The 25,497-nt window shown below is 72.5% G+C and carries 17 protein-coding genes and 2 pseudogenes; 11 read left to right on the top strand and 8 right to left on the bottom strand.

All coding sequences use genetic code 11. From position 1 onward, the window contains the following. The first annotated feature begins 39 nt into the window (after positions 1-39). On the top strand, positions 40-993 hold the full coding sequence (locus AC07AB_RS36865) for a phosphotransferase family protein (RefSeq protein ID WP_478576361.1): 954 nt from the start codon (positions 40-42) through the stop codon (positions 991-993). 24 nt (positions 994-1,017) lie between these two features. Here the strand turns inward: AC07AB_RS36865 and AC07AB_RS36860 are convergent, their stop codons facing one another. Together AC07AB_RS36860 and AC07AB_RS36855 are read right to left on the bottom strand one after the other, a co-directional pair. Next, complete coding sequence (locus AC07AB_RS36860; RefSeq protein ID WP_478576359.1) at positions 1,018-1,236, bottom strand: dodecin; 219 nt, start codon at positions 1,234-1,236, stop codon at positions 1,018-1,020. 92 nt (positions 1,237-1,328) lie between these two features. Next, positions 1,329-2,651, bottom strand: coding sequence for an NAD(P)/FAD-dependent oxidoreductase (locus AC07AB_RS36855; RefSeq protein ID WP_478576357.1), 1,323 nt, complete (start codon positions 2,649-2,651; stop codon positions 1,329-1,331). A 212-nt stretch (positions 2,652-2,863) separates the two neighbouring features. Between AC07AB_RS36855 and AC07AB_RS36850 the strand changes: the two genes are divergently transcribed. The 6 genes from AC07AB_RS36850 to AC07AB_RS36825 are packed head-to-tail and all read left to right on the top strand — an operon-like array spanning position 2,864 to position 10,834. Next, the gene (locus AC07AB_RS36850) at positions 2,864-3,934 is read left to right on the top strand and encodes a gluconate 2-dehydrogenase subunit 3 family protein (RefSeq protein WP_478576355.1); all 1,071 of its coding nucleotides are present in this window, start codon (positions 2,864-2,866) and stop codon (positions 3,932-3,934) included. Between the two features lie 11 nt (positions 3,935-3,945). Further along, complete coding sequence (locus AC07AB_RS36845) at positions 3,946-5,760, top strand: GMC oxidoreductase (protein ID WP_478576354.1); 1,815 nt, start codon at positions 3,946-3,948, stop codon at positions 5,758-5,760. Positions 5,761-5,807: 47 nt separating this feature from the next. Further along, on the top strand, positions 5,808-6,938 hold the full coding sequence (locus tag AC07AB_RS36840; RefSeq protein WP_478576352.1) for a cupin domain-containing protein: 1,131 nt from the start codon (positions 5,808-5,810) through the stop codon (positions 6,936-6,938). 34 nt (positions 6,939-6,972) lie between these two features. Continuing rightward, positions 6,973-8,226: a cupin domain-containing protein gene (locus AC07AB_RS36835; RefSeq protein ID WP_478576350.1), complete on the top strand. Its 1,254-nt coding sequence runs from the start codon at positions 6,973-6,975 to the stop codon at positions 8,224-8,226. 42 nt (positions 8,227-8,268) lie between these two features. Beyond that, positions 8,269-10,293 carry a glycogen debranching protein GlgX gene (gene glgX / locus AC07AB_RS36830; RefSeq protein WP_478576349.1) on the top strand — a complete coding sequence of 675 codons (2,025 nt, stop codon included), beginning with the start codon at positions 8,269-8,271 and terminating at the stop codon, positions 10,291-10,293. Between the two features lies 1 nt (position 10,294). After that, entirely contained in the window at positions 10,295-10,834 is a 540-nt protein-coding gene (locus AC07AB_RS36825; protein WP_478576347.1) for a DUF2165 domain-containing protein, read from the top strand. On the opposite strand, the pseudogene AC07AB_RS36820 reads toward AC07AB_RS36825, so the two are convergent. The 3 genes and pseudogenes from AC07AB_RS36820 to AC07AB_RS36810 all read right to left on the bottom strand — a co-directional run. Beyond that, positions 10,819-13,041: pseudogene (locus AC07AB_RS36820) on the bottom strand (diflavin oxidoreductase); the annotation flags it as partial. The gene AC07AB_RS36825 and the pseudogene AC07AB_RS36820 overlap by 16 nt on opposite strands. A gap of 96 nt (positions 13,042-13,137) precedes the next feature. Then, on the bottom strand, positions 13,138-13,515 hold the full coding sequence (locus AC07AB_RS36815) for a toxin Doc (RefSeq protein WP_478576345.1): 378 nt from the start codon (positions 13,513-13,515) through the stop codon (positions 13,138-13,140). 3 nt (positions 13,516-13,518) lie between these two features. Next, the gene (locus AC07AB_RS36810) at positions 13,519-13,770 is read right to left on the bottom strand and encodes a hypothetical protein (RefSeq protein ID WP_363130531.1); all 252 of its coding nucleotides are present in this window, start codon (positions 13,768-13,770) and stop codon (positions 13,519-13,521) included. Positions 13,771-14,140: 370 nt separating this feature from the next. On the opposite strand from AC07AB_RS36810, the gene AC07AB_RS36805 reads away from it, so the two are divergent. Both AC07AB_RS36805 and AC07AB_RS36800 read left to right on the top strand, forming a co-directional pair. Continuing rightward, positions 14,141-17,011: a peroxidase family protein gene (locus AC07AB_RS36805; RefSeq protein ID WP_478576343.1), complete on the top strand. Its 2,871-nt coding sequence runs from the start codon at positions 14,141-14,143 to the stop codon at positions 17,009-17,011. Between the two features lie 10 nt (positions 17,012-17,021). Beyond that, entirely contained in the window at positions 17,022-18,392 is a 1,371-nt protein-coding gene (locus AC07AB_RS36800) for a hypothetical protein (protein ID WP_478576341.1), read from the top strand. Between the two features lie 56 nt (positions 18,393-18,448). On the opposite strand, the gene AC07AB_RS36795 is transcribed toward AC07AB_RS36800, so the two are convergent. Both AC07AB_RS36795 and AC07AB_RS36790 read right to left on the bottom strand, forming a co-directional pair. Beyond that, positions 18,449-19,105, bottom strand: a complete 657-nt coding sequence (locus tag AC07AB_RS36795) for an SGNH/GDSL hydrolase family protein (protein WP_478576340.1) — start codon at positions 19,103-19,105, stop codon at positions 18,449-18,451. 103 nt (positions 19,106-19,208) lie between these two features. Next, positions 19,209-20,756: an acetolactate synthase large subunit gene (locus AC07AB_RS36790; RefSeq protein WP_478576338.1), complete on the bottom strand. Its 1,548-nt coding sequence runs from the start codon at positions 20,754-20,756 to the stop codon at positions 19,209-19,211. Between the two features lie 207 nt (positions 20,757-20,963). On the opposite strand from AC07AB_RS36790, the gene AC07AB_RS36785 reads away from it, so the two are divergent. Next, positions 20,964-23,312 (top strand): GH92 family glycosyl hydrolase, encoded by a 2,349-nt coding sequence (locus tag AC07AB_RS36785; RefSeq protein WP_478576336.1) that lies wholly within the window; start codon positions 20,964-20,966, stop codon positions 23,310-23,312. Between the two features lie 87 nt (positions 23,313-23,399). Beyond that, positions 23,400-24,839: an amino acid permease gene (locus tag AC07AB_RS36780; protein ID WP_478576334.1), complete on the top strand. Its 1,440-nt coding sequence runs from the start codon at positions 23,400-23,402 to the stop codon at positions 24,837-24,839. A gap of 133 nt (positions 24,840-24,972) precedes the next feature. Here AC07AB_RS36780 and AC07AB_RS36775 read toward each other — a convergent pair. Further along, a pseudogene (locus AC07AB_RS36775) lies at positions 24,973-25,362 on the bottom strand (zinc finger domain-containing protein); the annotation flags it as partial. Positions 25,363-25,497: the final 135 nt, after the last annotated feature.

Raw genomic sequence — 25,497 nt, 5'->3', positions numbered from 1 at the left:
CTCTCCGGGCCGCCGTCGGCCGTGTCAGGATGCTCCGTCATGGAATCGGCTACGGATGACACCGCGGCGGGCGCCCGGACGGCTGCGGCGATCGCCGCCCGGTACGGCGTCCCCGCCGACCGGCTGCGCCCCCTCCCCTCCGGGGCCGCCAATCGCGTCTACCTCCTCGGGGACGAGCTGGTGCTGCGGATACCGCGGACCCGGGCGGCAGTTGCCGACCTGCGCAAAGAGGCCGAGGTCATCCCCGCGGCGCGCGCCGCGGGCGTGCTCACCCCGGAGGTCGTCGCCTTCGGCGACGTCGACGGGTCCGGGAGCGGCATGCCCGCCATGGTGCTCCGCCGCGCCCCGGGCAGGGACATGTCCGTACTCGGACTGCCCGAACCGGCCGTGCGGGACGTCCTGCGCCGGGTCGGACGCGAGCTGGCCAAGCTCCACCGCCGGGCGCCGCGGGCGGAAGAGGTTCCCGGCGTCCCCGTGGACGACGCCCCCGAGGACCCCCGGCTGCTGGTCGCCCGCCTCCTGGACGGCGGCTGGCTCGACCCGGGGACCGCGCGCTGGCTCACCAACTGGCTCGACCGGCTCGCGGTCCGGCTGCCCGCCGATCCGCCTCACGTCCTGGTCCACGGCGACATCGCCCCGCAGAACCTGCTCGTCACCTCCCCGCCGGCGGAACTGAGCGCCATCGTGGACTGGGGCGACGCCATGTGGGCGGACCCCGCCGTGGAGTTCGCGAAGATTCCGCTGGGCGAGGTCCCGGCCATGCTCGACGGCTACCGGCGGGAGGCCGGGGACCGGGCGGGCCGGGGGGCCGACGCGTGGTCGTGGGAGGCGCGCGTCCTGTGGCACCACCTCACCTGGGCGCTCGGCCGGCTGCCGGACCCCGTCCCGAGGCCCGGCGAGCGCCACTGGACCGCGCCTCCGGCCAGCCGCCTGCTGGGGCTGCTGCGCTTCTTCGCCGCCGGTCCGCCCCCGCCGTGGCCCGCGCTGGCCTGAACCGTGGCCCTGCGGGCGGTCGGGTCACTCCTCATCGTCCTCCAGGCGGAAACCGACCTTCAGGCCGACCTGGTAGTGCTCGATGTCGCCGTCCACGATGTGCCCGCGGACCTCCGTGACCTGGAACCAGTCGAGTCCGCGCAGGGTCTGCGAGGCGCGGTTGATGCCGCTGCGGATGGCGTCGTCGACGCCCTCCCGCGATGTGCCGACGATCTCGGTCACCCGGTAGGTGTGGCCTGCCATGGTCTCTCCCTCGAACGAGTGGGCGGGGTCGGTGGGGCCGGTGGGGGCCCATTCCACGGTGCCCCAGCGGGCACGGGCCCGCGAGGCGAGCGTCAGCGGGGCCCGTCCGCCGGTATGCGCGGCAGCTCGGGGGACTCGCTGTCCAGGGGTACGGAGCCGGAGCGCACCAGGCCCAGCTGGACCCCCTGCCGGGGCAGGACGGATTCGAGCAGCCAGTCCGCGGCGACGCGGACCCGGTTCCCGGGCATCGCCAGCAGGTGGTAGCCGCGGGTGACGGCCCCGGCGAGCGGGCCGGAGAGCGGCACGTGCAGCGGGTTGGCGGCGGCCTGCGCGCCGCCGAGGTCGACGGTGAAGCCGAGGTCGTGGTGGCGGTACGGGAGGCGGGCGCCGCGGCCGAGGGAGGCCGCGACGTTGCGGGCGACGGCCCGGCCCTGGCGCTGGGCGTGCTGTGCGGTCATCGGGGTGAACCGGCCCGGCCGGGTCGCGTCCGGCACGGCGGCGGCGTCCCCGCAGGCGAACACCTCCGAGTGGCCGGGGACGGCCAGGTACTCGTCCACGCACAGCCGCCCGTGTGCGGTGGGCAGCCCCAGGCCGGCGACGAGCGGGTCGGGGCGTACGCCCACGCACCAGATCAGCGACCGGGTCTCGACGAAGTCGCCGTCGTCGAGCCGGACGCCGTCCGCCGTCGCCTCCTTGACCGAGGTGCCGGTGCGGATCTCCACGCCGCGTTTGCGCAGCACCCGGTGGGCGGTGCGGGAGAGGTGTTCGTCGAGTTCGGGCAGGACGCGCGGGGCCTTGTCGAGGAGCAGCCAGCGGGGGCGGATGCGGTCCTCGCGCAGGGTGCGGCCGCGGCGGGCGAGGGATTCGGTGAGCAGGGCGCCGTGCGCGGCGACCTCGGTGCCGGTGTAGCCCGCGCCGACGACCACGAACGTGGTGCGGGCGGCGCGTTCGCGCGGTGCGGCGGCCGAGTCGGCCAGTTCGATCTGGCGGGTCATGTGGTCGCGCAGGTAGAGCGCCTCGGGCAGGCCGCGGAAGCCGTGCGCGTACGGGGCGACGCCCGGTACCGGCAGCAGTTTGCTGACGCTGCCGACGCTCAGTACGAGCCGGTCGTAGCCGAGTTCGCCGCGGCCGCCCTCGGGGTCGGCGTAGCCGATCCGGCGCTCGGCCAGGTCCACCCGGTCGACCTGGCCCAGGACGAGGCGCACATGGTCGAGGGTGCCGGTCAGGGAGACGGAGGCGCGGCGCGGTTCGAGCACCCCGGCCGCGACCTGCGGCAGCAGGGGCAGGTACAGGAAGTAGTCGGTGGGGTTCACCAGCACGACCTCGGCCGCGCCGCGCGCGGAGCGGGACAGGGCGCGGGCGGCCTGGTAGCCGGCGAACCCGGCTCCGACGATGACGATCCGGGCTCGGCTCACGATCGGCTCCAACCAGGGGGACGGCGACCGGGGTGACGATACGGTCGAGAACACCGCAAGTACCCCGTACGGCGCGGGCAAACCCCTGGACGCCGGCCGTCCGGTTCGCCGCCTCGCACCGCGGCCGTGGACAAGCCACCGGACCGGGAATACGTTCATTGGCATTCCAGCGTTCGGTGACGCCTGATCGTCACATCGCTCGGGGGGCCGCGGTGAAAGTCGAGATCATCGAGAAGGACGATCAATACGTCCTGAACCACTGTACGAAATACCTCGCCCGGGACAGTTCGGACGCCCGCCATGATTTCGGCCAGTACGGTCCTCGGGACCCGCGGGCCGCGGTGTGCGAGGCATGGCGTTTCCCGGTCGTGGACACGCACTGGGACGGGATCGGCGCCCGTACGTCGTTCGCCTTCAACGATGTGACCTTCGTGTACGACGGCCGTGGCGCGTCCCCGGAGTCGGTCTCCGTGGTGGGCACCTTCGCGCCGCTGCATGTCCTGGTGCCGCTGCGGTCGGTGGACTTCGCCGGTCGGCCGACGGGTCTCTCCGCCGCCACGGTGCGCATCGCCAAGGGGCAGGTGCACCAGTACAAGTACGCGGTCGACGGCGCGTACGTACTCGACCCGGTCAATCCGCAGCAGACGGTCGCGGACAACGGCCGGGTGTGGTCCCGGCTGTTCACCGACGCGTGTTCGGTGCCGCTCGCCCTGAACCGCGGCGAACGGGAGCTGCTCGGGCGGCTCGTGCGGCATCTGCTGCCGTTCCGGCTGGAGGAGAACCGGCGGTTCGTGCGCGAGGTGTACGAGTCGATCGATCGGAGCGCGCGGGGCTCGGAGTTCCCGCTCTCCTACCAGCTCGACGAGGAAGTCGGCACGGTCAACTACATCGACAAGGTCATATCCCGGCAGGAGCAGCACCACGCGGTCGACTACCACCTCTGCCTGGACATCATCGGCGATGTGCTGCGGTCCCGGATCGACGGCCTGGACCCCGCGGCGGCTCCCCCGGAGATATACGCGGATCTCTATGCGCAGATGGCGGCCGAGCGGGTGGACGGCTGGGATTACGGCCGTTATCGCAGTCCCCGGTATTTCCTGCTGCTGCTGCGGCGGCACGCGATGACCGGCGCCTTCGCCCATCCGCGGCACGGCGGCAATTCCGGCGCGGCGGGCTGGATGTACCTGGAGAGCCGGTTCCGCGATCCGGCCGGCGGCACGCTCTTCGACTGGCGGCGCGCCGTGGAGGAGCCGCTGGGGCACAGCGCCGACTACCGCGGCTGAGGGGGAACACCGTGCAGGAGGATGCCGTGCGGCAGGAGACCGAGCACGTCGAAGTCGTCGTCATCGGGAGCGGCGCGGGCGGCGCCCCGCTGACCCATACGCTCGTACGCGCGGGGCACCAGGTGCTCGTGCTGGAGAAGGGGCCGCTGCTGCGCACCCAGGCGCAGAGCCCGGACGGGCTGAGCGACTTCAAGCGCGACGAGTCGTTCGCGACCGGCGCGGAGAAGCGGATCACCGTGCGGGGCGTGGCCAACACCGGTGAGTCCTACTTCTCCAGCCATGTGGAGCCCGACCTCAACGACGAGCCGCATGTCTACCGGGACGGCGACGGGCAGGACCGGGTCACCATCGAGGGGTACACCGCGCAGGTGGTGGGCGGCGGCACCCAGTTGTACGGCGGGGTCTCGCCCCGGTTCACCCCGGACGACCTGCGGTTGCGCTCCTTCAACGAGGGCCGGTCGGATCTGCGGGCCGATCCGGGCGGCGACGTGGTGCGCGAGGCCCGCGACTGGCCGCTGGACTACGCGGAGCTGGAGCCGTACTACGGGCACACCGAGCGTCTCATCGGCGTCAACGGCACCTGGGAGGGCCAGGCGAAGACTCCATCGGCCGATCACTACCAGCCGCCGCTGGAGCCCAACCCGATCAGCGCGTACGCGGCGGCCGGGATGGACGCGCTCGGCATGCGCCGCTACCGCACCCCGCTCGCCGTGATCACCGAGGACCACGCGCCGAGCGGCCGCACGGTGCCGGCGGACCGGGAGTCGATCAAGACGGCGTTCGTGAACCGGTACGGCGATCCGCTGGGCCTCAAGTCCAATACGTGGGTGTCGCTGCTCGCCCCGCTGCGCGAGGTCGGCCATGGGTTCGAGCTGCGCGCGAACTGCTGCGTCACGCATCTGGAGGCCGAGGGCGCGAAGGTCACCAGGGTGCACTACCGCGATCCGGGCGGCGCGGCCCGTACGGTCTCGGCGCAGCTCGTCGTCGTGGCGTGCTCGGCCATCGAGTCGGTGCGGCTGCTGCTCCTGTCGGGCGCGGCCGACCCCGCCTTCGAGCGGCGGCTGAACGGGAACGGGCTGCTCGGCGCGTACTTCCTCACGCACTGCTTCGGCGGCGCCCAGTGCGCCGTGCCGACGCGCGCGGACAAGTCCCGGACGCTGGACTCCGACTGGGCCACCGACCACTGCGCGCGCCCCGAGTGGTTCCGCGAGCAAGGGCTGTGGGCGGGCGGCGTGATCTACAACAACACCTCGGACGGGGCCCTGCCGATCTCGCTGGCGCGCACCTGGCACGCGATGGACATGGACGACATGTGGAAGGGCTACCTCTACGACACGGGCATCCTCGGCAACGGTTTCGAGGACTATCTGGACGCGGGGTTCGGGCGGCGGCTGTCGCTGGCGTTCATGGCCAACCAGGTGCCGCAGCGCGCCAACCGGATCGAGCTGCACCCGCGCGTCAAGGACAAGTGGGGCCGGCCGGTCGCGTACATCATCAAGACCTGGCACGGCCATGACCGCGCGCTGATGGACGTCCTCGCCGACCGGTGCCGGGCGATCCTGGAGAACGGCGGCGAGGTGAAGGACGTCAGCTCGGGTTCGGTGGGCGCCTCGGTGGTGCGGATCGCCAACCATGTGCTGGGCGGCGCGCGGTTCGGCGCCGACTCCCGGGACTCCGTGCTCGACCCGGACTGCCGGGCCTGGAACTTCGACAACCTCTATGTGACGGACGGGGCGTTCATGCCGACGTCCGGCAGCGCCAACCCGACGCTCACCATCGAGGCCAACTCGTTCCGGGTCGGCGACGCGCTGCTGGGGAGGCTGTGATGCGCCGTGAGCCGTGGAGGAAAGCTGTGACGGGCGGGGGGCGCTGAATGGACAGCCGGTTCGATCAGGTCTACACCCACCCGGAGAACGAGATCTTCCGGGTCGTCTTCTACCCCGACCGCATCTACCACGCCCGGTATCTGAACGCGACGCGCTCCTCGCGCTACCGCTACTACGTCGCGGAGGTGCGCGGCTCGGCGGACGGCACGGCCATCAAGGGCGATGTCTACCTCGGCGGCAGCAGGCTCTGCCCGATGCTGCGGATCGAGTACTCCGGCATCCGCCTCGTCGAGCAGGCCCGGGAGTTCGGGCGGCGGCTCGGGCCCCGTACGAAGGCGTGGCTGCGGGTGACCGGGGATGACGCGGGGGCCCCGGCGGAGGCCGTGGTCACCCTGCACTGGGACCCGGTGATCGGGGCGTACGCGACGGAGATCTGGGAGACCCTGGAGCCGCCGGAGGGCACCCCGCACGATCTGCGGGTGCTGCCCCTGATGGGGCGGGACGCGCCCATCACCCGGGTGCCGGCCCTCTCGCCGCTGCTCGGCCAGGTCCGCGAGGTGGCCGTGGCGTTCCGCGAGGACGGCGTGGTCCATCCGACCGGGCAGCGCCGGCGCGAACCGCAGTGGGACAACGCCTATCTGCGCTCGCACCAGGAGCCGCGCACCGACGAGCCCAGCTCCCCGGCGAACACCGTCTCCGACAGCAACTACCTGCTGGACTTCCGGCGCGGCTTCTTCATCCCGGACGCCTCGCGCGTCCGGCCCGTCAACTACCGCAACGCCATGAGCGACGAGGGCGCCCCGGACCGGCGCGAGGACAACATCGTGCGGATGCGCTGGCTGTTCCAGCGCGAACTCGGCAGCGACCTCGTCTTCTTCCACGAGGTCACCGTCCCGCCGCACGCGGTGGAGGGCGCCCACCGGCACATCGGCTCGGAGGAGCTGTACTACATCGTCTCGGGCGCGGGCCTCGCGTACATGGGCGACGGGGACGCGGCGGACACGGACGGCTATCCGCTGGTGGAGCGGCCGGTGTTCGGGGTGAGTCCGGTCAAGTGCCGGGAGCTCCCGGTACGGCCGGGAAGCGTGATCTACACCAAGAGCGGCGGGGTGCACGGCATCCGCAACCCGTTCGACGAACCACTCGTCTTCGTGGCGTTCCTGTACCACACCACCTAGCCGCCGCCTGGAGCACACCGATTGGGGAGGGCCGATGCCCGCGATCGTGCACAGCGACTCGGTCTTCCGCGTGGAGCCCGGCAAGCCACCGGATTACGAGGCCGCCAACCCGCTCCAGAAGCTCCTGGGGCTCGTGGAGCGCTCCCGCCTCGCGGCGGAGCGCGAGGCGTACGAAGCCGTCTCGCTCCAGTACCTCTTTCCGCTGCGGTGGCTGGAGCTGTACGGGCCGAGCGCGCCCGACCAGGACCGGCTGGCCGCCGAGGAGCAGGACGTCAAGACCGACTTCCAGAAGCAGAACGTCCGCGACTTCCGTCTGGGCGACACCCGAGCGGTGCGCGGCTGGGCGGCGACGGACGACTGGCGCGGCCCGTTCCTCCAGCTGAGCTACCGGGGCGGGCCCGACTCCGAGCTGTGGCAGGCGGCCGGGCGGCTCGGCGACGCCATCGGCGTGACGGTCTCCGTCGGCGGCGGCGAGGCGGTGCGGCTGCGTGCCCCGTACGACGAGGAGAGCGACTTCTACACGGTGGAGCTGTGGGGCCGGGGCGGCGACGGGCTGCGCGAGCGGCTCGGCGAGCGGGGGAAGTCCTCGCTGGACACGGGGCTGCTCCAGCCGCGCCCCGAGCTGGTCCCCGGCGGGGCGGCCGACTTCGCCCGCGACGGCCTGGACGGGCGGGATCTGCGCCAGGTCGCCGCCGGTCATCCGATGCACCCGGTCAACCCCCTCTACCTCGACGTGCGGTGGACCGCGGACGCCGACGGCTCCGGGGCCTGTGATCCGGTGCGGGGTACGGTGCGGCTCGGGTTCGAGATGCGGGTGCGTGGCTGGGACGCCTTCCTCGGCGTCGGCGTCAGCCCCCAGCCGCACGGCGGACTCGGCTTCCTGGAGTACCGCAACCTGTTCAGTTCGTACGGCCGGCAGGCGGACAGCGGTGAGTTGGACCGCGCGCTGGAGCCGTACAACCTCGACGCGTTCGGCCGCAAGGGGCACGCAAGCGGCGAGGTGGAGCCGTTCTTCGCCGTCTCCTACATGGACCTGCACGTCATGGACCCGGCCAGCGGGATAGGGCTGCACCGGCACCGCGACAACCAGGAGGTCTTCCTGATGCTGGAGGGCGACGGCCTGATGGTGATCGGCGACTGGGCGGACCCGGGCACGCGCACGCGCTGCTTCGAGGTCCGGCGGCTGACGGCGGGTCACCTCGCGCTGCTCAAGGGCGGGCAGCTGCACGGACTGCTGAACCCGGCGGACCAGCGCGCCGCCCTCTTCATGTTCGGCGGCTACGACTGAACCGGGGCCCCGGCCGGGGCCTGGAGCGACGGGAGTCCGATGATGGAGACCATGCCCGCGGGCCCGTACCGGCTCGGCGCGACCTGGGACGGGCGGGGCACGAACTTCGCGGTGTACTCCTCCGCGGGCGCGTACGGCGGCGAGGTGGTGCTGTGCCTGCTCGACGAGAGCGGCGGCGAGCGGCGGGTGCCGATGTCCGCGGAGTGCGACATCTGGCACGCGTACGTACCGGAGGCGCGGCCGGGTCAGCGGTACGCCTTCCGCGCGTCCGGCCCTCATGACCCCGCACGCGGCCTGTTCTTCGACGGTGAGCGGCTGCTGCTCGATCCGTACGCCAAGGCCATGTACCCGCTGGCGCCTCGGCAGTTGGGCTGCCTGGTCGCCGACGACTCCTTCGACTGGGGAGCGGACCGGCCTCCGCTGCGGCCCTGGGCGGACACGGTGCTCTACGAGACGCATGTGAGGGGCGTCAGCGTCACGCACCCCGGCGTGCCGCGCCCCCTGCGCGGCACCTACGCGGGCCTCGCCCATCCGACGGTCGTCGGGCACCTCGCGGATCTGGGGGTGACCGCCGTGGAGCTGCTGCCGGTGCATCAGTTCCTGTCCGAGCAGCGCGTGCTGGACCTGGGACTGACCAACTACTGGGGCTACTCCACCATCGGGTTCTTCGCCCCTCACGGCGCCTACAGTTCGGCGGGCGACCGGGGCGCCCAGGTGGCGGAGTTCAAGTCGATGGTCGCCGCGCTGCACGCGGCGGGCATCGAGGTCATCCTCGACGTCGTCTACAACCACACGGCCGAAGGGCCGCCCGATGCACCGGCGTTGAGCTTCCGGGGGCTGGCGAACGAGGTCTACTACCGGCTCGACCCCGCCGACCCGTCCCGCTACATCGACACGACGGGCACTCAGAACACGCTCAACACGGGCCGCCCCGAGGTGCTGCGCCTGATCCTCGACTCGCTGCGCTACTGGGTCACCGAGATGCGCGTCGACGGTTTCCGCTTCGACCTCGCCGCCACCCTGGCCCGTCAGCACGGCTATGTGGACCGGCTCTCCGCGTTCTTCGGCCTGCTGTACCAGGATCCGGTGCTGGGCCGTACGAAGCTCATCGCCGAGCCGTGGGACGTGGGGGCGCCCGACAGTTATCAGGTGGGGCGGTTCCCGCCGGGCTGGGCGGAGTGGAACGACCGCTACCGGGACACGGTCCGCGACTTCTGGCGCGGCCGGCCGGCCGTCGGCGGCCTCGCGGAGCGGCTCGCGGGCTCCGCCGATCTCTTCGCCGCCGACCGGCGCGGCCCCGACGCGTCCATCAACTTCGTGACCTGCCACGACGGCATGACCCTCGCCGACCTGGTGGCGTACGGGCGCAAGCACAACGAGGCCAACGGCGAGGACAACCGGGACGGCACGGGCGACGACCACGGCGCCAACCACGGCGTCGAGGGCCCCACCGACGACCCCGCCGTCAACGCCGTACGCGCCCTTCAGCGGCGCAACCTGCTCGCGACCCTCCTCCTCTCGCAGGGCGTCACCATGCTGCTCGGCGGCGACGAGCTGGGCCGTACGCAGGGCGGCAACAACAACGCCTACTGCCAGGACAACGGGACGAGCTGGTACCACTGGCCGGACCGCCCGGACCCGTTCACCTCGTTCGTACGCCGCGTCATCGCCCTCCAGCGCGTGCACCCGGCCCTCCAGCGCCGGGCCTTCCTCACCGGTTCCGGCGCTCCCCCGGACGTCGCCTGGTACGACCGGGACGGGCGGGTGATGACCACGGCCCGCTGGCAGGATCCGTCGACCCGGTTCCTCGGCCTCCTCCTGGCGGGCGACGGCATTCCCGGGCGCGGGGCCCCGGCGCGGGACGATGACATCCTGGTGCTCCTCAACGCGGACACCGGGCCCGCCGATTTCGCCGTTCCCGGCAGGCCCGGCGCCCGTTACGGAGTCGTCCTCGACACCGGCGCCGAGGACGGCGCGCCCGCCCCCGGCGCGGCGCTGATCGCCGGTGACCGGCACACCGTGCCACCCCGCGCTGTCCTCGTGGCCACCGCACCGCTAGTTTCCTGACATGGTCATCAAGAGACTCGAACGGCTCGGCACGCTGCCCGTCGCGGCGACGGTGCTCACTGGCGCGCTGGCGCTCTACATCGCGCTCGTCGCCTTCGGCAACATCACCGACTTCGACACCAACCGCGATTTCGTACGCCATGTGCTGGCGATGGACACCACCTTCAAGGACGACGACCTCATGTGGCGGGCGATCGACTCGCGCACCGTGCAGGACATCGCCTACATCGCCGTCATCGTCTGGGAGACGCTGGCCGCCCTCGTCCTCATTCTCGCCACGGCGCTGTGGGGGCGCGGGCTGCGGCGGGGCGACTTCGCCCGCGCCCGGCGGCTGAGCACGCTGGGGCTCCTGATGCTGATGCTGCTCTTCGGGGCGGGCTTCATCGCGATCGGCGGGGAGTGGTTCGCGATGTGGCAGTCGTCGAAGTGGAACGGGCTGGAGGCCGCCGGACGGAACTTCATCCTGGCGGGCTTCACGCTCGTCGTGCTGCACCTGCCGCCCCAGTGGTGGAGCAGGTCCGGCGATCAGCCCGCCGCGTAGACGTCCTCCACATAGCGTCCGGCGGCCGTCAGCTCGCGCAGCCAGGCGTCCGCCGCCGCCCGGTCCGCGCCCGTGCGCTCGGCGTACAGGTCCCGGAACGCGTCGCGCACGCCGGGCGCCATGCGGCTGCCGTCGCCGCACACGTACACCACCGCTCCCGCCTCCAGCAGCCCCCACAGCTCCTCGCCCTCGGCGGCGACGCGGTGCTGCACATAACGGTGGCCGTCTTGGGGGCGGGCGCTGAAGACGGGGCGCAGCGAGAGCGTCCCGGCGGCTTCGGCGGCGCGGAGTTCGTCGGCGTGCAGGTAGTCGGCGTCGGGGGCGTCGCAGCCGAAGTAGAGGAGGGCCGGGGCGAGTCCGCCGCGGCGCCGGCGGTCGGCGACCGCGCCCCGGAAGGGGGCGAGGCCGGTGCCGGCGGCGACCATGATGACGGGGGTCCGCGCGTCGTGGCCGATGCGGAACGCCTCGCGGCACGGCTGGACGCGGGCGAGGACGGTGTCGCCGGGGCGCAGCGCGGTCAGATGGCCGGAGCCGGTGCCGCGGTAGTCGCCGCGTCCGGAGCGGGCCGGGGCGTGCAGCAGGGAGACCATCAGGTCGGCGCGGCGGGGATCGTCGGCCGGGCTGGAGGAGATGGAGTAGTGGCGGGTCCGTATCGGCGGCAGCAGCTCCAGCAGGACCGGCCAGGGCAGGGCGCCGCGCAGCGCGGGGTGGTCCTCGATGAGGTCGAGGAGAGTGCGCGGGTCGTCGTCGCCGAGCGCGCCCAGCGCCGCCCGCTCGGGCGGGCAGGGGTTGTGCTCGGCGAGGGTGGCGCGCTGCTCGACGGTGGGACGGTCCTGCAGTTCGACGTAGCGGGTGAGGAGTTGACGTACCGTCAGCGGCCGGTCCACGGGCAGGGTTCCGCGGCCGGGGCGGCGGGCCTGTACGGACAGTACGGTCTCGGGGTCCGCGCCGATGAGGGCCGCGGCGCGCGTGACGAGCGCCGGGGCGTTGGCGGGGAGCACGGCGAGGTGGTCGGCGGTGCGGTACTCGGCCCCGGCGGGGAGTTCGAGGCGCAGGAACCGCTTGGTGCGCGGGTGCGCGGCGTCGGTGAGGTCGTATGCCTCGGTGACGGTCATGGGAAGCAGCCCATGGCGCGCGACGAGGGCGTCCAGGGGCTCGCCGGTCACTTCGGTGACGGCGTAGGCGGGCTCGTCGGCGGCGGGGCCGGCCGCGGCGCCGACGGAGCCGGGGTCGCCGTACTGCGTCAGCAGGGCGTCGCGCAGGGCCGTGGCGAACGTCTTGACGGCGCCGCCGAGGTCGCCGGAGGCGTCGGCCTCGGCGCGCGGGAGGAGCCGGGTTCCGCCGAGGGCCGCGAGGCGGTCGTCGAGGAGGGTGGGCACGCGCTGGTAGGTGGCGGCCCAGTTGCGGTCGCCCACGCCCAGCACGACGTAGGCGACGCCGTCGGCCGCGCCGTCCTCGGCGCGCTCGGCCCACGCGGCGAAGCGGGCCGCGTCGTCGGTGGGCCGGCCGTTGTAGGAGGCGGCGACGATGACGACGGGCCGGTCGGTGGGCAGGCGGCCGGCGTGGGCGTCGAGCGGGGCGACGGCGGGCGCGAAGCCGAGGTCGGCGGCGGCGTCGGCGAGGCGCTGCGCGTAGTCGCGGCAGGTGCCGTAGTTGGTGCCGTGCAGCAGGAGGAGCCCGGTGCCCTGCCGGGCTCGGGTGGGCAGGCCGTTCGCCGCCTCGGCGTCGGTGCGGAGCCGGTCGCCGCCGTCCGCCGGGAGGGCGCCGCGGATCGCGGCGCGGTCGGCGGGGGTGCGAGCCACGAGCCCCACGGTGAGGCCGTCGGGCTTGAGGGTGAGCGTCTCCTTGATGCTCAGCCGGTAGTCGGCGTGGTCGATGAAGCGGTAGCGGTGGGCGAGGAGCGCCAGCAGCATGGTGGCCTCGTGCAGCGCGAACTGCCGCCCGATGCAAGCGCGTTCACCGGTGCCGAACGGCTTGTACGCGTGCGGTGAGCGGGCGGCCTCCGCCTCGGGCGAGAACCGGGTGGGGTCGAACAGCTCGGGGTTGTCGCCCCAGCCGGGGTCGCGGTGGAGCATGGGGGTGAGCACCATGACGGTTTCCCCGGCGCGCAGCGGGTACCGGCCGCCGAGGAGGGTGTCCTCGCGGGCCTGGCGGCTGAAGGCGGCGGCCGTCGGCCACAGCCGCAGCGCCTCATTGAGCACCGCACGGCGCTGGTCGCGCGAGCGTACGTACTCGGGGTGCTCCGTACGGACGCGTGGCCGCCGGCGCCGCGACGGGCGGACGCCGACGCGTAGCGCCCGCCGTCACAGCCGCCAGGAGCGGATGCGGTCCGCGGCGGCGAAGACGTCGCTCTCGCCGGCCGCCAGCTCCTTGGTGAGTTCGACCAATTCGCCGTACGGGTCGTCGAGGCCCTCGCCCGAGGCGTGCATGTAGGAGATGGAGACCGCGCAGGCGAACCGCACGTTGTACGCGGGCAGCGGTTTGAGCAGGACGAGGGTGTGCAGGAGGGCCGCGGCGCGCCAGGCCGGGTCGGAGTCGACGCCCAGGCGGGGCGGGTCGACGCGGTGCCGGGCGACGGCGGCGACCAGGGCGGAGAAGTCGGAGATCACGGGCTGGTCGGGGAGCGCGATCTCGTGCTGTGTGAGCAGCCAGCGGACGTCGATGTGCAGGATCGGGAGCATGGATCAGGCGGCCCGGCCGGAGGTGCCGGTGGTCGGGCCGTCGTCTATCCCGGCCTCGGCGATGGCCGCGGCGAGATCGGGGTCGTTGAAGACCCGGCGGAAGACCTCCGCGCCCTCCTTGAGCGCCCGGTGGTGCGCGATGGCATCGGCCGTCGACGCGCGGACGAACGCCTTCATCGTCATCCCGCGCTCCTGGGCGATCTCGCGGATCTCCTGGAGCTCCTGGTCGGGGAAGTCCACATTCAGGGCTGGCATGGGGCCACCGTACTGCTCAGGTACCACGGCATCAATAAGAGCAGGTCAGAGATAATATTCACGGGTACTGAGAGATGCGTCCGGCCGGTGCTCGGCCCGGACCCGCGCACCGGCGTGCCGAGCCGGACGCGAACACCGGCCACCGGGTGCGGGCCTGGTGAGGCTGCTGAGGGAGAACGTCCCGGTCCACCCGGCCCCGGCGCCGCCGCGGCGGCGTCCCCGCCCCCGCCGAGCTGGGTGTTTCCGGTACGGGCCGGGCCCCGGCCGCCCGCCGCCGAGATCCACAAGGAGGCCCGAACCTCATCTGTGGCAAGCGAATCCGCGCGAGTAGCGTCACTGCCCCCTGCTCCCGTAACGGAGGGCGCGTCCCATGGCCGACACCGGGCAGCACGACCAGTACGAACACTATGAAGGCGGCAGTCCCGAGGCCGAACGGCTGGTCTTCGAGCGGCTCGCCCGCGAACTGATGCGTGTGCAGCTCAAGAACAAGCAGACGAGCGGGGCCGCGCACCCGCAGCGGGCCTTCCACGCCAAGGCGGTGCTGGGGCTGGAGAACGCGCGGCTGCGGTTCCTCGACGATCTGCCCGCGCCGCTGCGGACGGGCTTCGCGCAGCCCGGCGCCGAGTACCCGGCGCTGCTGCGGCTCTCGAACGCCGGCGGAATCCCGCAGAGCGACGCCACCGGCGACATGCGCGGCGCGGCCGTGCGCGTCGAGGTGTCGGCGGAGGAGAGCCACGACCTGCTGACGACGAACTTCCCCGTCTCGCACGCCCGCGACGCACGGGAGTTCGTGGCCTTCGCGAAGGCCATGGCAGGGGCCGGCAACACGCTCCAGAAGGCGTTCGGGCTGCTGGTCAAACTGCCGCTGGCGGTGGGCATCTCGGCCGCGAACCGGATGCGGCGCAATGTGCGGGAGGCGACCCGCCACAAGGTGGACAGCCTCGCGCAGGAGACGTACTGGAGCCGCGGCGCCATCCTGTGGGGCGAGGCGGGGCCGGTCCGCTACCAGCTGCGCCCCGCGCCCGGCGCGCCGCCCGCGCCGAAGGCGAACCAGGCCGACCCCGACTATCTGCGGCACGAACTGGCGCGGCGGCTGGGCACCGGCGAGGTCGCCTTCGAACTGTGCGTGCAGCGGTTCGTGGACGAGCGGCGCACGCCCATCGAGAACGGCGCGGTGGAGTGGCAGGAGAACGTGGCGGCGGTGGTGCCGGTCGCGGTGCTGACGCTGCCCGCGCAGGACGTCGACACCGCGGAGGCCCGCTCGGCGGCGCGGCGCGTCGAGGAGCTGGCGTTCAACCCCTGGTACACCACGGACGAGTTCCGCCCGCTGGGCAACCTGAACCGCGCCCGCAAGGTCGCGTACGAGGCGAGCAGCGCGCACCGGCTGGGGCTGCGGTTCGTGACGGTGGAGCCGCGCCGCAACGCGATCCTCGGGGTTCCCGTACGGGCCTTGTTCCGGCTGGTGAACCGGTTCGTGCCGTGGCACAAGCTGCCGTTGCAGCTCAGCCTGCTCAACCTGGTGGCGCTGCGGCAGGCGCTGCGCAAGCTGAACCTGATCGACACGGAGGTCCGCGAGGCGCCGCCGCAGGCCGTGCCCGTGCCCCCGCCCATCGACGAGCAGGTCCGCACGGCACGCACGTACGACGGCACGTCCAACGACCTGTCGGCCCCGAAGATGGGCGCGATCGGCGCGTCCTTCGGCCGCAACCTCAAACCGGACTACCGCCCGGACCTCTTCGACACCCCGAACCCCGTGACCGTCAGCAGGCAACTGCTGACCCGTGAGGAGTTCCGGCCCGCGACCTCGCTGAACATCCTCGCCGCGTCCTGGATCCAGTTCCAGGTGCACGACTGGGTCAACCACCGCCGCTACCCGGCGGGCAAGCGGAACGTCGAGGTGGCGCTGCCGCCGGGCAGCCCCGAGTGGCACAACACCCCCGGCGGGCCGCCGGAGAACCTGATGCGCTTCGCCGAGAACGAGGGCGTGGAACAGCCCGGCAACCGGCCGCCGATCCTCTTCTCCAACACCGCCTCGCACTGGTGGGACGGGTCCGAGGTGTACGGCGAGAACGAGCAGACGGCGCGCGCCATGCGGGACGCGGACGGCGGTGCGACGCTGCGTCTGGAGGAGGGCCACCTGCCCATCGGCCACGACGGCATCCCGCTCACCGGCTTCAGCGAGAACTGGTGGCTGGGCCTGAGCATGATGCACACCCTCTTCGCCCGCGAGCACAACGCGGTCTGCGGCGCGCTGCGGCACTCCTACCCGACGATGAGCGAGGAGCGGATCTACCAGACCGCGCGGCTGGTCGTCTCCGCGCTGATCGCCAAGATCCATACGGTGGAGTGGACCCCGGCGATCCTCGCCACCGAGGCCCTGGACATCGGCCTGCACACCAACTGGGAGGGCCCGCCGGACAACTGGCTGAGCAAGCTGGGCCTGTGGCTGCTGGACACGCACGCCCTGACCGGCATCCCCAACACGCTGCCGGACCACAACGACGTGCCGTACTCCCTCACCGAGGACTTCGTCACCGTCTACCGGATGCACCCGCTGATCCCGGACGACTTCGAGATGCGCGAGCACCACTTCGGGCAGCGGCTGGAGACACTGGGCTTCAACGACATCCAGGGCACCGCGGCGGAGTCCGTCGCCCGCAAGACGGGGCTCACCGACTCGCTGTACTCCTTCGGCATCGCCCACCCCGGCGCGATCACCCTCAACAACTTCCCGCGCGCGCTCCAGCACTTCGAGCGCGACGGCGAGGTGATCGACCTGTCCGTCGTCGACCTGGTACGGACCCGGCGGCGCGGCGTGCCGCGGTACAACGACTTCCGGGCCGGGCTGCGCAAGCAGCGCATCCGGCGCTTCGAGGAGCTCTCCGACGACCCGCAGACGGTGGCGCGGCTCAAGGAGGTGTACAGCTCGGTCGACGAGATCGACACGATGGTCGGGCTGTTCGCCGAGAACCCGCCGACCGGGTTCGGGTTCAGCGACACGGCGTTCCGCATCTTCATCCTGATGGCGACCCGGCGGCTGCAGAGCGACCGCTTCCTGACCGTCGACTACCGGCCCGAGGTCTACACGCCGCTGGGCATGGACTGGGTGGAGCACGGCACGATGAACTCGGTCATCCTGCGGCACTGCCCGGAGCTGGCGGCCATGCTGCCGCGGCACGGCAGCGCCTTCGCCCCCTGGCGGCCGGTCCAGCCGGCCCGGAGCCCCGGCGCCGACGGCTGAGAGGACGACGATGAGCGCAGCAGCGCACGAGGGGCTGGACGACCTGCTCGCCCGGCCCCTGCTGGAGACGGTGTGGCGGCGGCGTACGCACCGGGTGAGCCGGGGCGCGTCCGTCTCGGCCGGGTCGATGACGTACCACTCCCCCCACTCGCCCGAGCCGCTGGGCGAGTTGGAGGAGGCGGTGCTGATCGCGCTGACCGGCTGTACCGGGCTGACCATGCCGGACCGGCCGTTCGAGGACCCGCGCGACGGCAAGCCGATCATGTCGAAGCCCAACCTCACCATGGCCGGCCGGTCGGCGGGCAGCCCGGACAACGCCCAGGGCACCCACTTCTTCATGATCGACGACAGCGGCACGTACTTCCTGCGGAGGCTGCCGCCCGCGCCGGACGTGCCGTTCGACGCCGCGAACCTGATCGAGCGGGCGCGCCTGGCGAAGGTCAGGGTGCTCGACACCCGCCTCGACGTGGCCGAGGGGCTGCGGGACTTCCCCGCGTACCTCGACTCCAACCGGTTCCTGTCCAACCTGCCGGGCAGCACGGTCTTCTTCCCCGTCGTGGACCTCTCGCACCAGTACGTCAACGGGCTGATGTATCTGCTGACGCAGCCCGACGGGGCCCGGCCCACGCTGGTGGACGACCGGAACTTCTACCGCCCGGCGGGCGTCAAGAAGTGGGTCAAGAACGGCTTCCTCAACGGTGAACTGAAACTGCCGCTGGGGGCGCTGGGACCGCTGCGGACCCAGATCGAGGCGGATCTGCTGCTCCAGAACCTGATGCTCGTCGCGGACGCGATGGGGCTGGGCGCGTGGATCCACGCCTCGATCAATCCGCAGATCGCGCTGGGCGACCCGAAGTTCTCCCGGCTGTACGGGCGGATGCTGGGCTTCTCGTTCGTCACGCCGCGCTGGCGGCTGGCGGACATCTGGCGCTGGCACGTACCGCTGCCCAAGTACGCGAACGTCCGGTCCCACCCCGTCGGTCTGGAGCGGGGCGGCGAGCGGCTGATCGAGGCCGCGTGCCCGCCCTACCAGGCGTCGATGTCGGCGGCCGTGGACTCGGTGATCCGCTCGAAGTTCGGTCCGGGCGGCACGTACACGGACAAGGACGTCTTCTCCCGGATCTACAAGGAGGACTACGGGCAGCGCTATCTGGCGGAGGCCAGCGAGTACGACGAGCGGGTCGTCGACTGCGCCCGCGACATCTGCTCGTACATCTTCGACACGCACGGCCGGTTCCCCGCCCATACGGACGCGATCCATGTGCCGGGGGTCTGGCTCCAGACCCACCATGTGGAGCTGGAGTACTACGACCGGTTCTTCAACCAGGGCCTGGCGGAGGCGCATCGCGAGCACGCGGGCCTGTGGCACGCCCCCGGCTGAGGCCGGGCCGCTGACAGGCCGGGCCCCGCCGGGGCCCGGCCCTTCGCGGCGGGCGGTTACAGCAGCGCGGCCACCACCTCGGCCAGCGCGCGCCCGAGGTCCTCGTTGTTCTCCGGGGTGAAGTGGACGCCGTCCTTCCCGTCGGTGGTGATGAACTCTCCGGCGTCGGCGAAGGCCGCGCCCGCGGCGTCCGCGAGGGCGCGGTAATAGCCCGCGAGCCGGGCGGACTTCTCCTGGCCGCCCCTGAAGACCTCGGAACGCCACGGGCCGGAGATCTCCCCGAGCCGCGGCGGCGCGACGACCAGGGCCCGGGGCGCGGGGTAGACCGTGCCCACGCCGCCGGCCGAGCGGGCCACCTGGCGCAGGAGCACGGACATCCCCGTGGCGATGCCGAAGGGCGTGCGGTCGAAGTGCGCCTTGGTGTCGTTGGTGCCGAGCATGATGACGACGAGGTCGAGCGGGAGATGGCTGGCGAGGGCCGACGGCAGGTAGCGGGAGCCGTTGAGCCGGGGGTCGGCGGGGTCGTCGGCGGTGGTGGTCCGGCCGCTGAGGCCCTCCTCCACGATGTCGTACGCGTCGCCGAGCGCGCCGGCCATGACCCCCGTCCACCGCTCCTCGAAGGGGTAGCGCCGCGAGGGCTCCCCCTCTGCCACGGGGACCCAGCCCCAGGTGAGCGAGTCCCCGAAGCAGAGGATGCGCTTGGTGTCCGGCATGTGGCGGCTCCGATGCTCGATCTCTCCCCGCGTCGTTCGCGGCAGTTTCGAAGCGTACGCACCGGACACCGAGCAGTGATCCGACCAGGGACGCGACACCGCCTCAGACGATGGGCGGCACCACGCAGTCGATGAGGTACGGGCCGGGGTCGGCGAGGGCGCGTTCCAGCTGGGCGGTGAACTCCTCGGCCGTGGTGGCCTTCGAGGCGGGCACGCCCATGCCGTTGGCGAGGGCCACGAAGTCCAGTTCGGGCCGGGACAGGTCCAGCAGGCCGCGGGCCCGCTCGCCGGCCACCGCCGCGCCCACCTGCTGGAGCTCCAGGTTGAGGATCGCGTAGGAGCGGTTGTCGAAGATGACGGTGGTGACGTTGAGGTTCTCGCGGGCCTGCGTCCACAGGGCCTGCAACGTGTACATGGCGCTGCCGTCCGACTCCAGGCAGAGCACCGGCCGCCCGGGGCAGGCCACGGCCGCGCCGGTCGCCACCGGCAGTCCCTGGCCGATGGCGCCGCCGGTGAGGGTCAGCCAGTCGTGGCGGGGCGCGCCCGCGGTGGCGCCGGGCAGCCAGAGGCCGGAGGTGTTGGACTCGTCGACGACGATCGCGTCCTCGGGGAGCAGCGCGCCGATGGCGTCGGCGGCGGACTCGGCGGTGAGCAGGCCGGTGGGGCGTTCGGGCCTGCGGGCGGCGGCGAGCGCGGGGGCGGCCTCGGGCGCGACCTTGTGCGCCAACGGCAGCAGTACCGTCGCCGCCTGCTGCGGGGTCGGCGCGAGCGTGTGCACCTGGCACCCCTCCGGCACCAGGTCGCCGGGCTTGCCGGGGTAGGCGAAGAAGGTGACGGGCGAGACGGCCCCGATGAGCACCAGGTGGCGCAGACCGGCGAGCTGGGCGGAGGCGGCGTCGGCGAGGTAGGCGAGCCGCTCGGCCTCGGGGGCGCCCGCGCCGCGCTCCAGGCGGGCCGGGAAGGTCTCGCACAGCAGCCTGGCGCCGGTGGCCCGTGCGATCCGGGCGGCGGCCTCCAGCTCCGCGCCGCGGGTCGCGGCCCCGCCGAGCAGGATGGCGGCGGGCTCGCCCGACGTCAGCGCGGCGGTGACGGCCGCGAAGTCGGAGGGGATGGATCCGGAGCGCACGCCGAGTCCGGTGGGCGCCGCCTTGCCGCCCTCCGTCCAGGAGATGTCGGCGGGCACGATCAGCGTGGCGATCTGCCCCTCGGCGGCCGCGGCGACGGCCTCCGCCGCGTCCGCGCCCAGCTCGGCGACGTCGCGCGTGCGGCGCAGCCAGCCGGAGACGCTGCCGGCCAGCGCGTCGATGTCGGACTCCAGCGGGGCGTCGAGCGGCTTGTGGCCCAGCGCGTGGTCGCCGACGAGGTTGACGATGGGGGTACGGGCGCGGCGGGCGTTGTGCAGGTTGGCGAGGCCGTTGGCCAGTCCGGGGCCGAGGTGCAGCAGGGTGCAGGCGGGCCGCTCGGCCATGCGCGCGTAGCCGTCGGCGGCGCCGGTGGCCACGCCCTCGAACAGGCAGAGGACGGGGCGCATTTCGGGGACGTCGTCGAGGGCCGCGACGAAGTGCATCTCCGAGGTGCCGGGGTTGGCGAAACACACGTCGACGCCTGCGTCGACGAGGCTGCGGATCAGGGTCTGCGCGCCGTTCGGCATGGTGGTCCGCCTCTGTTCACGGTAGGGGAATCGACTGGCAGGGCGTCAGTCTCGCCCTCGGCGGCGGGCCGCGTAAGGGCCGGTTCGGTCAGGACGTCCCGGCGGACGCGCCGTCCCTGTTGTCCGGCGCGTCCTTGACAGGGCGTACGGGCCGGGCCAGCCTCTGCGCTGACAACGATGTCACCGATCGTGTGAAGGTCGTGAACGATGAAATGGACCCAACGCCCGCGGCTGCGCGCCCGCGCCGCCGCCCTCGCCTGCGCGGCGCTGCTGGGCGGGCTCGCGTCCGTACCCGCGCAGGCCGCCGAGACCCCGTCCGGCGGCCGTCTCACCGACTTGGTGAACCCCTTCATCGGTACGCAGAACGAGGGGAACACCTACCCGGGCGCCTCCGTGCCGTTCGGCATGGTGCAGCTCTCCCCCGACACCGGGCACAACACGGGCTACGACTACAAGGACACCCGCATCCGCGGCTTCAGCGCCGTCCATCTGTCCGGCGTCGGCTGCGGCCTCGGCGGCGACCTGCCGACGCTGCCCACCACCGGCGAGGTGACCGAGACCGACTACGCCCGCTACGCCGCCGATTTCAGCCATGACGACGAGACGGCGCGCCCTGGCTACTACCGGGTCGGCCTGAAGTCCTACGGCGGCATCACCGCCGAACTCGCCGCCGGCCGGCGCACCGGCCACCAGCGCTACACCTTCCCCGCCACCGACAAGGCCAACGTCCTGCTCAACGCCGGGCAGTCGCTGCACAAGACGGACTCCACCACCGTCGAGATCCTCGACGCGCGCACCGTGCGCACCACCATCACCGGACACGGCTTCTGCCAGGGCACCAAGCCGTACACCCTGCACACCGTCACCCGCTTCGACCGGCCCTTCACCGCCTACGGCACCTGGCGGGACGGCACCGTCACCACCGGTTCGAGATCCTCCACCGGCACCGGGCGCAACGGCGCGTGGCTCCGCTTCGACGCCACCCGCGACCGGAGCGTGGAGGCCACCACCGCCATCAGCTACGTGGACGCGGCCGGCGCCCGGCGCAATCTGCGCGCCGAGAGCGGCGGCTTCGACCGTACGGCCCGCGCGGCGGACGCGGCCTGGGAGCGGCGGCTCGGCGGCGTACGGACCCAGGACGGCGGCGAGGCGCTGCGGCGCACCTTCTACTCCTCCCTCTACCGGTCCTTCCTCGCGCCCAACCTCGGCAGCGACGTGGACGGCCGCTACACCGGCTGGGACCAGAGGATCCACCGCGCCAAGGGGTTCACCTACTACCAGAACTGGTCCCTGTGGGACACCTACCGCACCCAGGCGCAGTTGCTGGGGCTCCTAGCGCCGCGCGAGGCACGGGACATGGCGCTGTCCGTGCTGCGCGTCGACGCGGACAGCGGATGGCTGCCCAAGTGGGGGTACGGCACGGTCGAGACCAACATCATGACCGGCGACCCGGTGACGCCCTACCTCACCAACGCCTATCAGCAGGGGCTGCTGAAGGGGCATGAGGAGGAGGCGTACCGGGCGCTCAAGAAGAACGCCGACGGGGTGCCGCCGGCCGGCTCCCCCGCCGTCGGCCGGGAGGCCAACGCCCAGTACATCAAGGACGGTTACGCCCCCTACCTCGCCGACTGGCAGCACAAGAAGCCCGGCGACTCCGACTTCGACCACGGCGCGTCGGCGACCCTCGAATACGCGCTGTCGGATGCGATGCTCGCCCGGATGGCCCGCGACCTCGGGCACCCGGCGGACGCCGCCCGCTACGCGCGGCGCGCCCAGAACTACCGCAACATCTTCGACCCCGGCACCGGCTTCTTCCGGGCGCGCGACGCGAACGGCGCGTTCACCGGCCCCGCCGACCCGGCGAAGAGCGTCGGCTTCCACGAGGGCACCGCGTGGCAGTACCAGTGGCTGGTCCCGCAGGACCTGTCCGGCATGGTGTCCCTGATCGGCGGCAAGGACGCGGCCAACAAGCGCCTCGACTCCTTCTTCGCCTACGACAAGCTGATCGAGGACCCGGCGGGGACGGCGCGCAAGGTGTGGGTCAACGGCCCGTACGACTACTACAACGCCGACAAGTACAACCCGCAGAACGAACCCGACACCATCGCCCCGTACACCTACCTCTCCACCGGCCGGCCGTGGCAGACCACCGACGTCGTGCACGCGGCGCTCACCCTCTTCACCGATTCGCCGAGCGGCATGACCGGCAACGACGATCTGGGCACCATGTCCGCGTGGATGGTGCTCTCCGCCATCGGCGTCTATCCGGTGCAGCCCGGCGCCGACACCTGGGGGCTGTCCACGCCGGTCTTCGACCGCGTCGAGCTGCGCCTGGACCGCCGCTGGTACCCGCACGGCCGGTTCACCATCACCGCGCCGGGCACCTCCGACCACGACCGGTACATCCGGTCGGTGCGCCTCGACGGCTCGTCGTACGGCAAGACGTACGTGCGTACCGAGGACATCCGGCGCGGACGGTCGCTGTCCTTCGGCGTCGGCTCCGCGCCCTCGGACTGGGGAACCTCGGCGTCGGCCGCCCCGCCCGCGGTGAACTGACCGCACGCGGCGCGGTGCGGCGTCTTCCCCCCTCGCCCGGGCTCGGCCATGATGACCGGCCGTCAGCTTCCACGGAGAGGACACATCATGGCCGGGCTCCGGATGGGACAGGGCGTATTGCGCCGCAAACCGATCGAACAGCTCGACGACGGCGCGGCGGGCGAGCGGCTCAAGCGCTCGCTCGGGCTCTGGCAACTGACCGCGATCGGTGTCGGCGGCATCATCGGCGCCGGCATCTTCAGCCTGGCGGGCACGATCGCGAACGGCAAGGCGGGCCCCGCCGTACTCGTGTCGTTCCTGATCGCGGGGGTGGCGAGCGCGGCAGCGGCGTTCTCGTACGCGGAGTTCGCGGGGCTCATCCCGAAGGCGGGGTCCGCCTACACCTACGGCTACGCGGTGCTCGGCGAGCTGGCGGGCTGGTTCATCGGCTGGGACCTGCTGCTGGAGTACACGGCGATCGTCGCGGTCGTGGCGATCGGCATCTCCGGGTACATCAACTTCCTGCTCGGGGAGATGGACGCCGGGCTGCCGCACTGGATGCTGGGCGCCCCCGGCACCGGGGGCGGGCACCGGGTCGATCTCTTCGCGGCGTTGCTGTGCCTGCTGATCGCCTATCTGCTGACGCTCGGCATCAAGAACGCGGCCCGCTTCGAGACGATCGTCGTCGGGCTGAAGGTCCTGGTGGTGCTCGTGGTCATCGCGGTGGGCTTCTTCCATATCAAGACCGGCAATTACGAACCGTTCTTCCCCTTCGGCGTCAGCGGGGCGTTCACGGGCGCGGCGACGGTCTTCTTCGCGGTGTTCGGCTATGACGCGATGTCCACGGCGGCCGAGGAGTCCAAGGACGCGCAGCGCCATATGCCGAAGGCGATCCTGTACTCGCTGGCGATCTCGATGGTGCTGTACGTGCTGGCCTGCCTGGTGCTGACGGGGATGCAGGACTACAAGGACATCGACAAGGCGAGCGGCTTCTCCACGGCCTTCAAGTCGGTGGGGCTGGGCGGGCTCGCGGATGTCATCGCGGTCGGGGCGATCATCGGCATCCTCACGGTGATGTTCACGTTCATGCTCGGAGTGACGCGGGTCTGGTTCTCGATGAGCCGGGACGGGCTGCTGCCGAAGTGGTTCGCGAAGACGCACCCGACGCGGCACGTTCCGACGCGGGTGACCTGGATCGTCGGCTTCGCGTCGGCGGCGATCGCCGGGTTCCTGCCGATCGGCGAGGCGGCGGAGCTGACCAACATCGGCATCCTGCTGGCCTTCGCGGTGGTCTGCGCCTCGGTGATCCTGCTGCGCTACAAGCGGCCGGAGCTGGCGCGCACGTTCCGCTGCCCGGGGATGCCGGTGGTCCCGGCGATCGGGGTGGCCGCGTCGCTGTGGCTGATCACCTATCTCGCGTGGCAGACGTGGGTGCGCTTCGCGGTGTGGTTCCTGATCGGCCTGGTGGTCTACTTCGGCTACTCCTACAAGCGGTCCGAGCTGGCCAAGGCGGAGGCGCGGGAGCGGGAGCGGGAGGCGGCCGGGTAGCGGCTGCGGACGCGAGGGCGCGGCTGGGTAGCGGCTGCGGACGCGAGGGCGCGGCCGGGCGGCGGCCTGCCGAACGGGCCGAACGGGGGGCGGCCGCGGCAGCGGGGCGGGCGGGACTCGGCCGGGCAGCGGGCTATTTGAGCAGCCGGGAGAGCCGCCGGTCCGCGAGCGACTTCCCGCCGGTCTGGCAGGTCGGGCAGTACTGGAGCGAGGAATCGCGGTAGGAGACCTCGCGCACCGTGTCCCCGCAGACCGGGCAGGGCTGCCCGGTCCGGCCGTGCACCCGCATCCCCGCCCGCTTCCCGGCCTTCACGTCGCCCGCCGCGAGGCCCCGGGCCTGCTCGACCGCCCGGCCGAGGGTGTCGACGACTGTCGTGTACAGCTCCCGCGCCTCGTCGTCGGTGAGGCTCGCGGCCAGTTTGAAGGGCGACATCCGGGCCGCGTGCAGGATCTCGTCCGAGTAGGCGTTGCCGATGCCCGCGAGGACGCTCTGGTCGCGCAGCACGCCCTTGAGCTGCCGGCGTGGGGGGGGGGGGGGGGGGGGGGGGGCCCCCCCCCCGCGGCCCCCCCCCCCCCCCCCCCCTTCCCACACAGCCCCACATGGTCCCCTTCGCTGGGGGTTGCCGAAAGCAAAGTTGTTGCAAACAAACCCACCCCG

The sequence above is a fragment of the Streptomyces sp. NPDC044033 genome (assembly GCF_056434425.1).
Note: the sequence above shows the minus strand (reverse complement) of the source record. Positions and strands in the feature narration are given on the sequence as shown.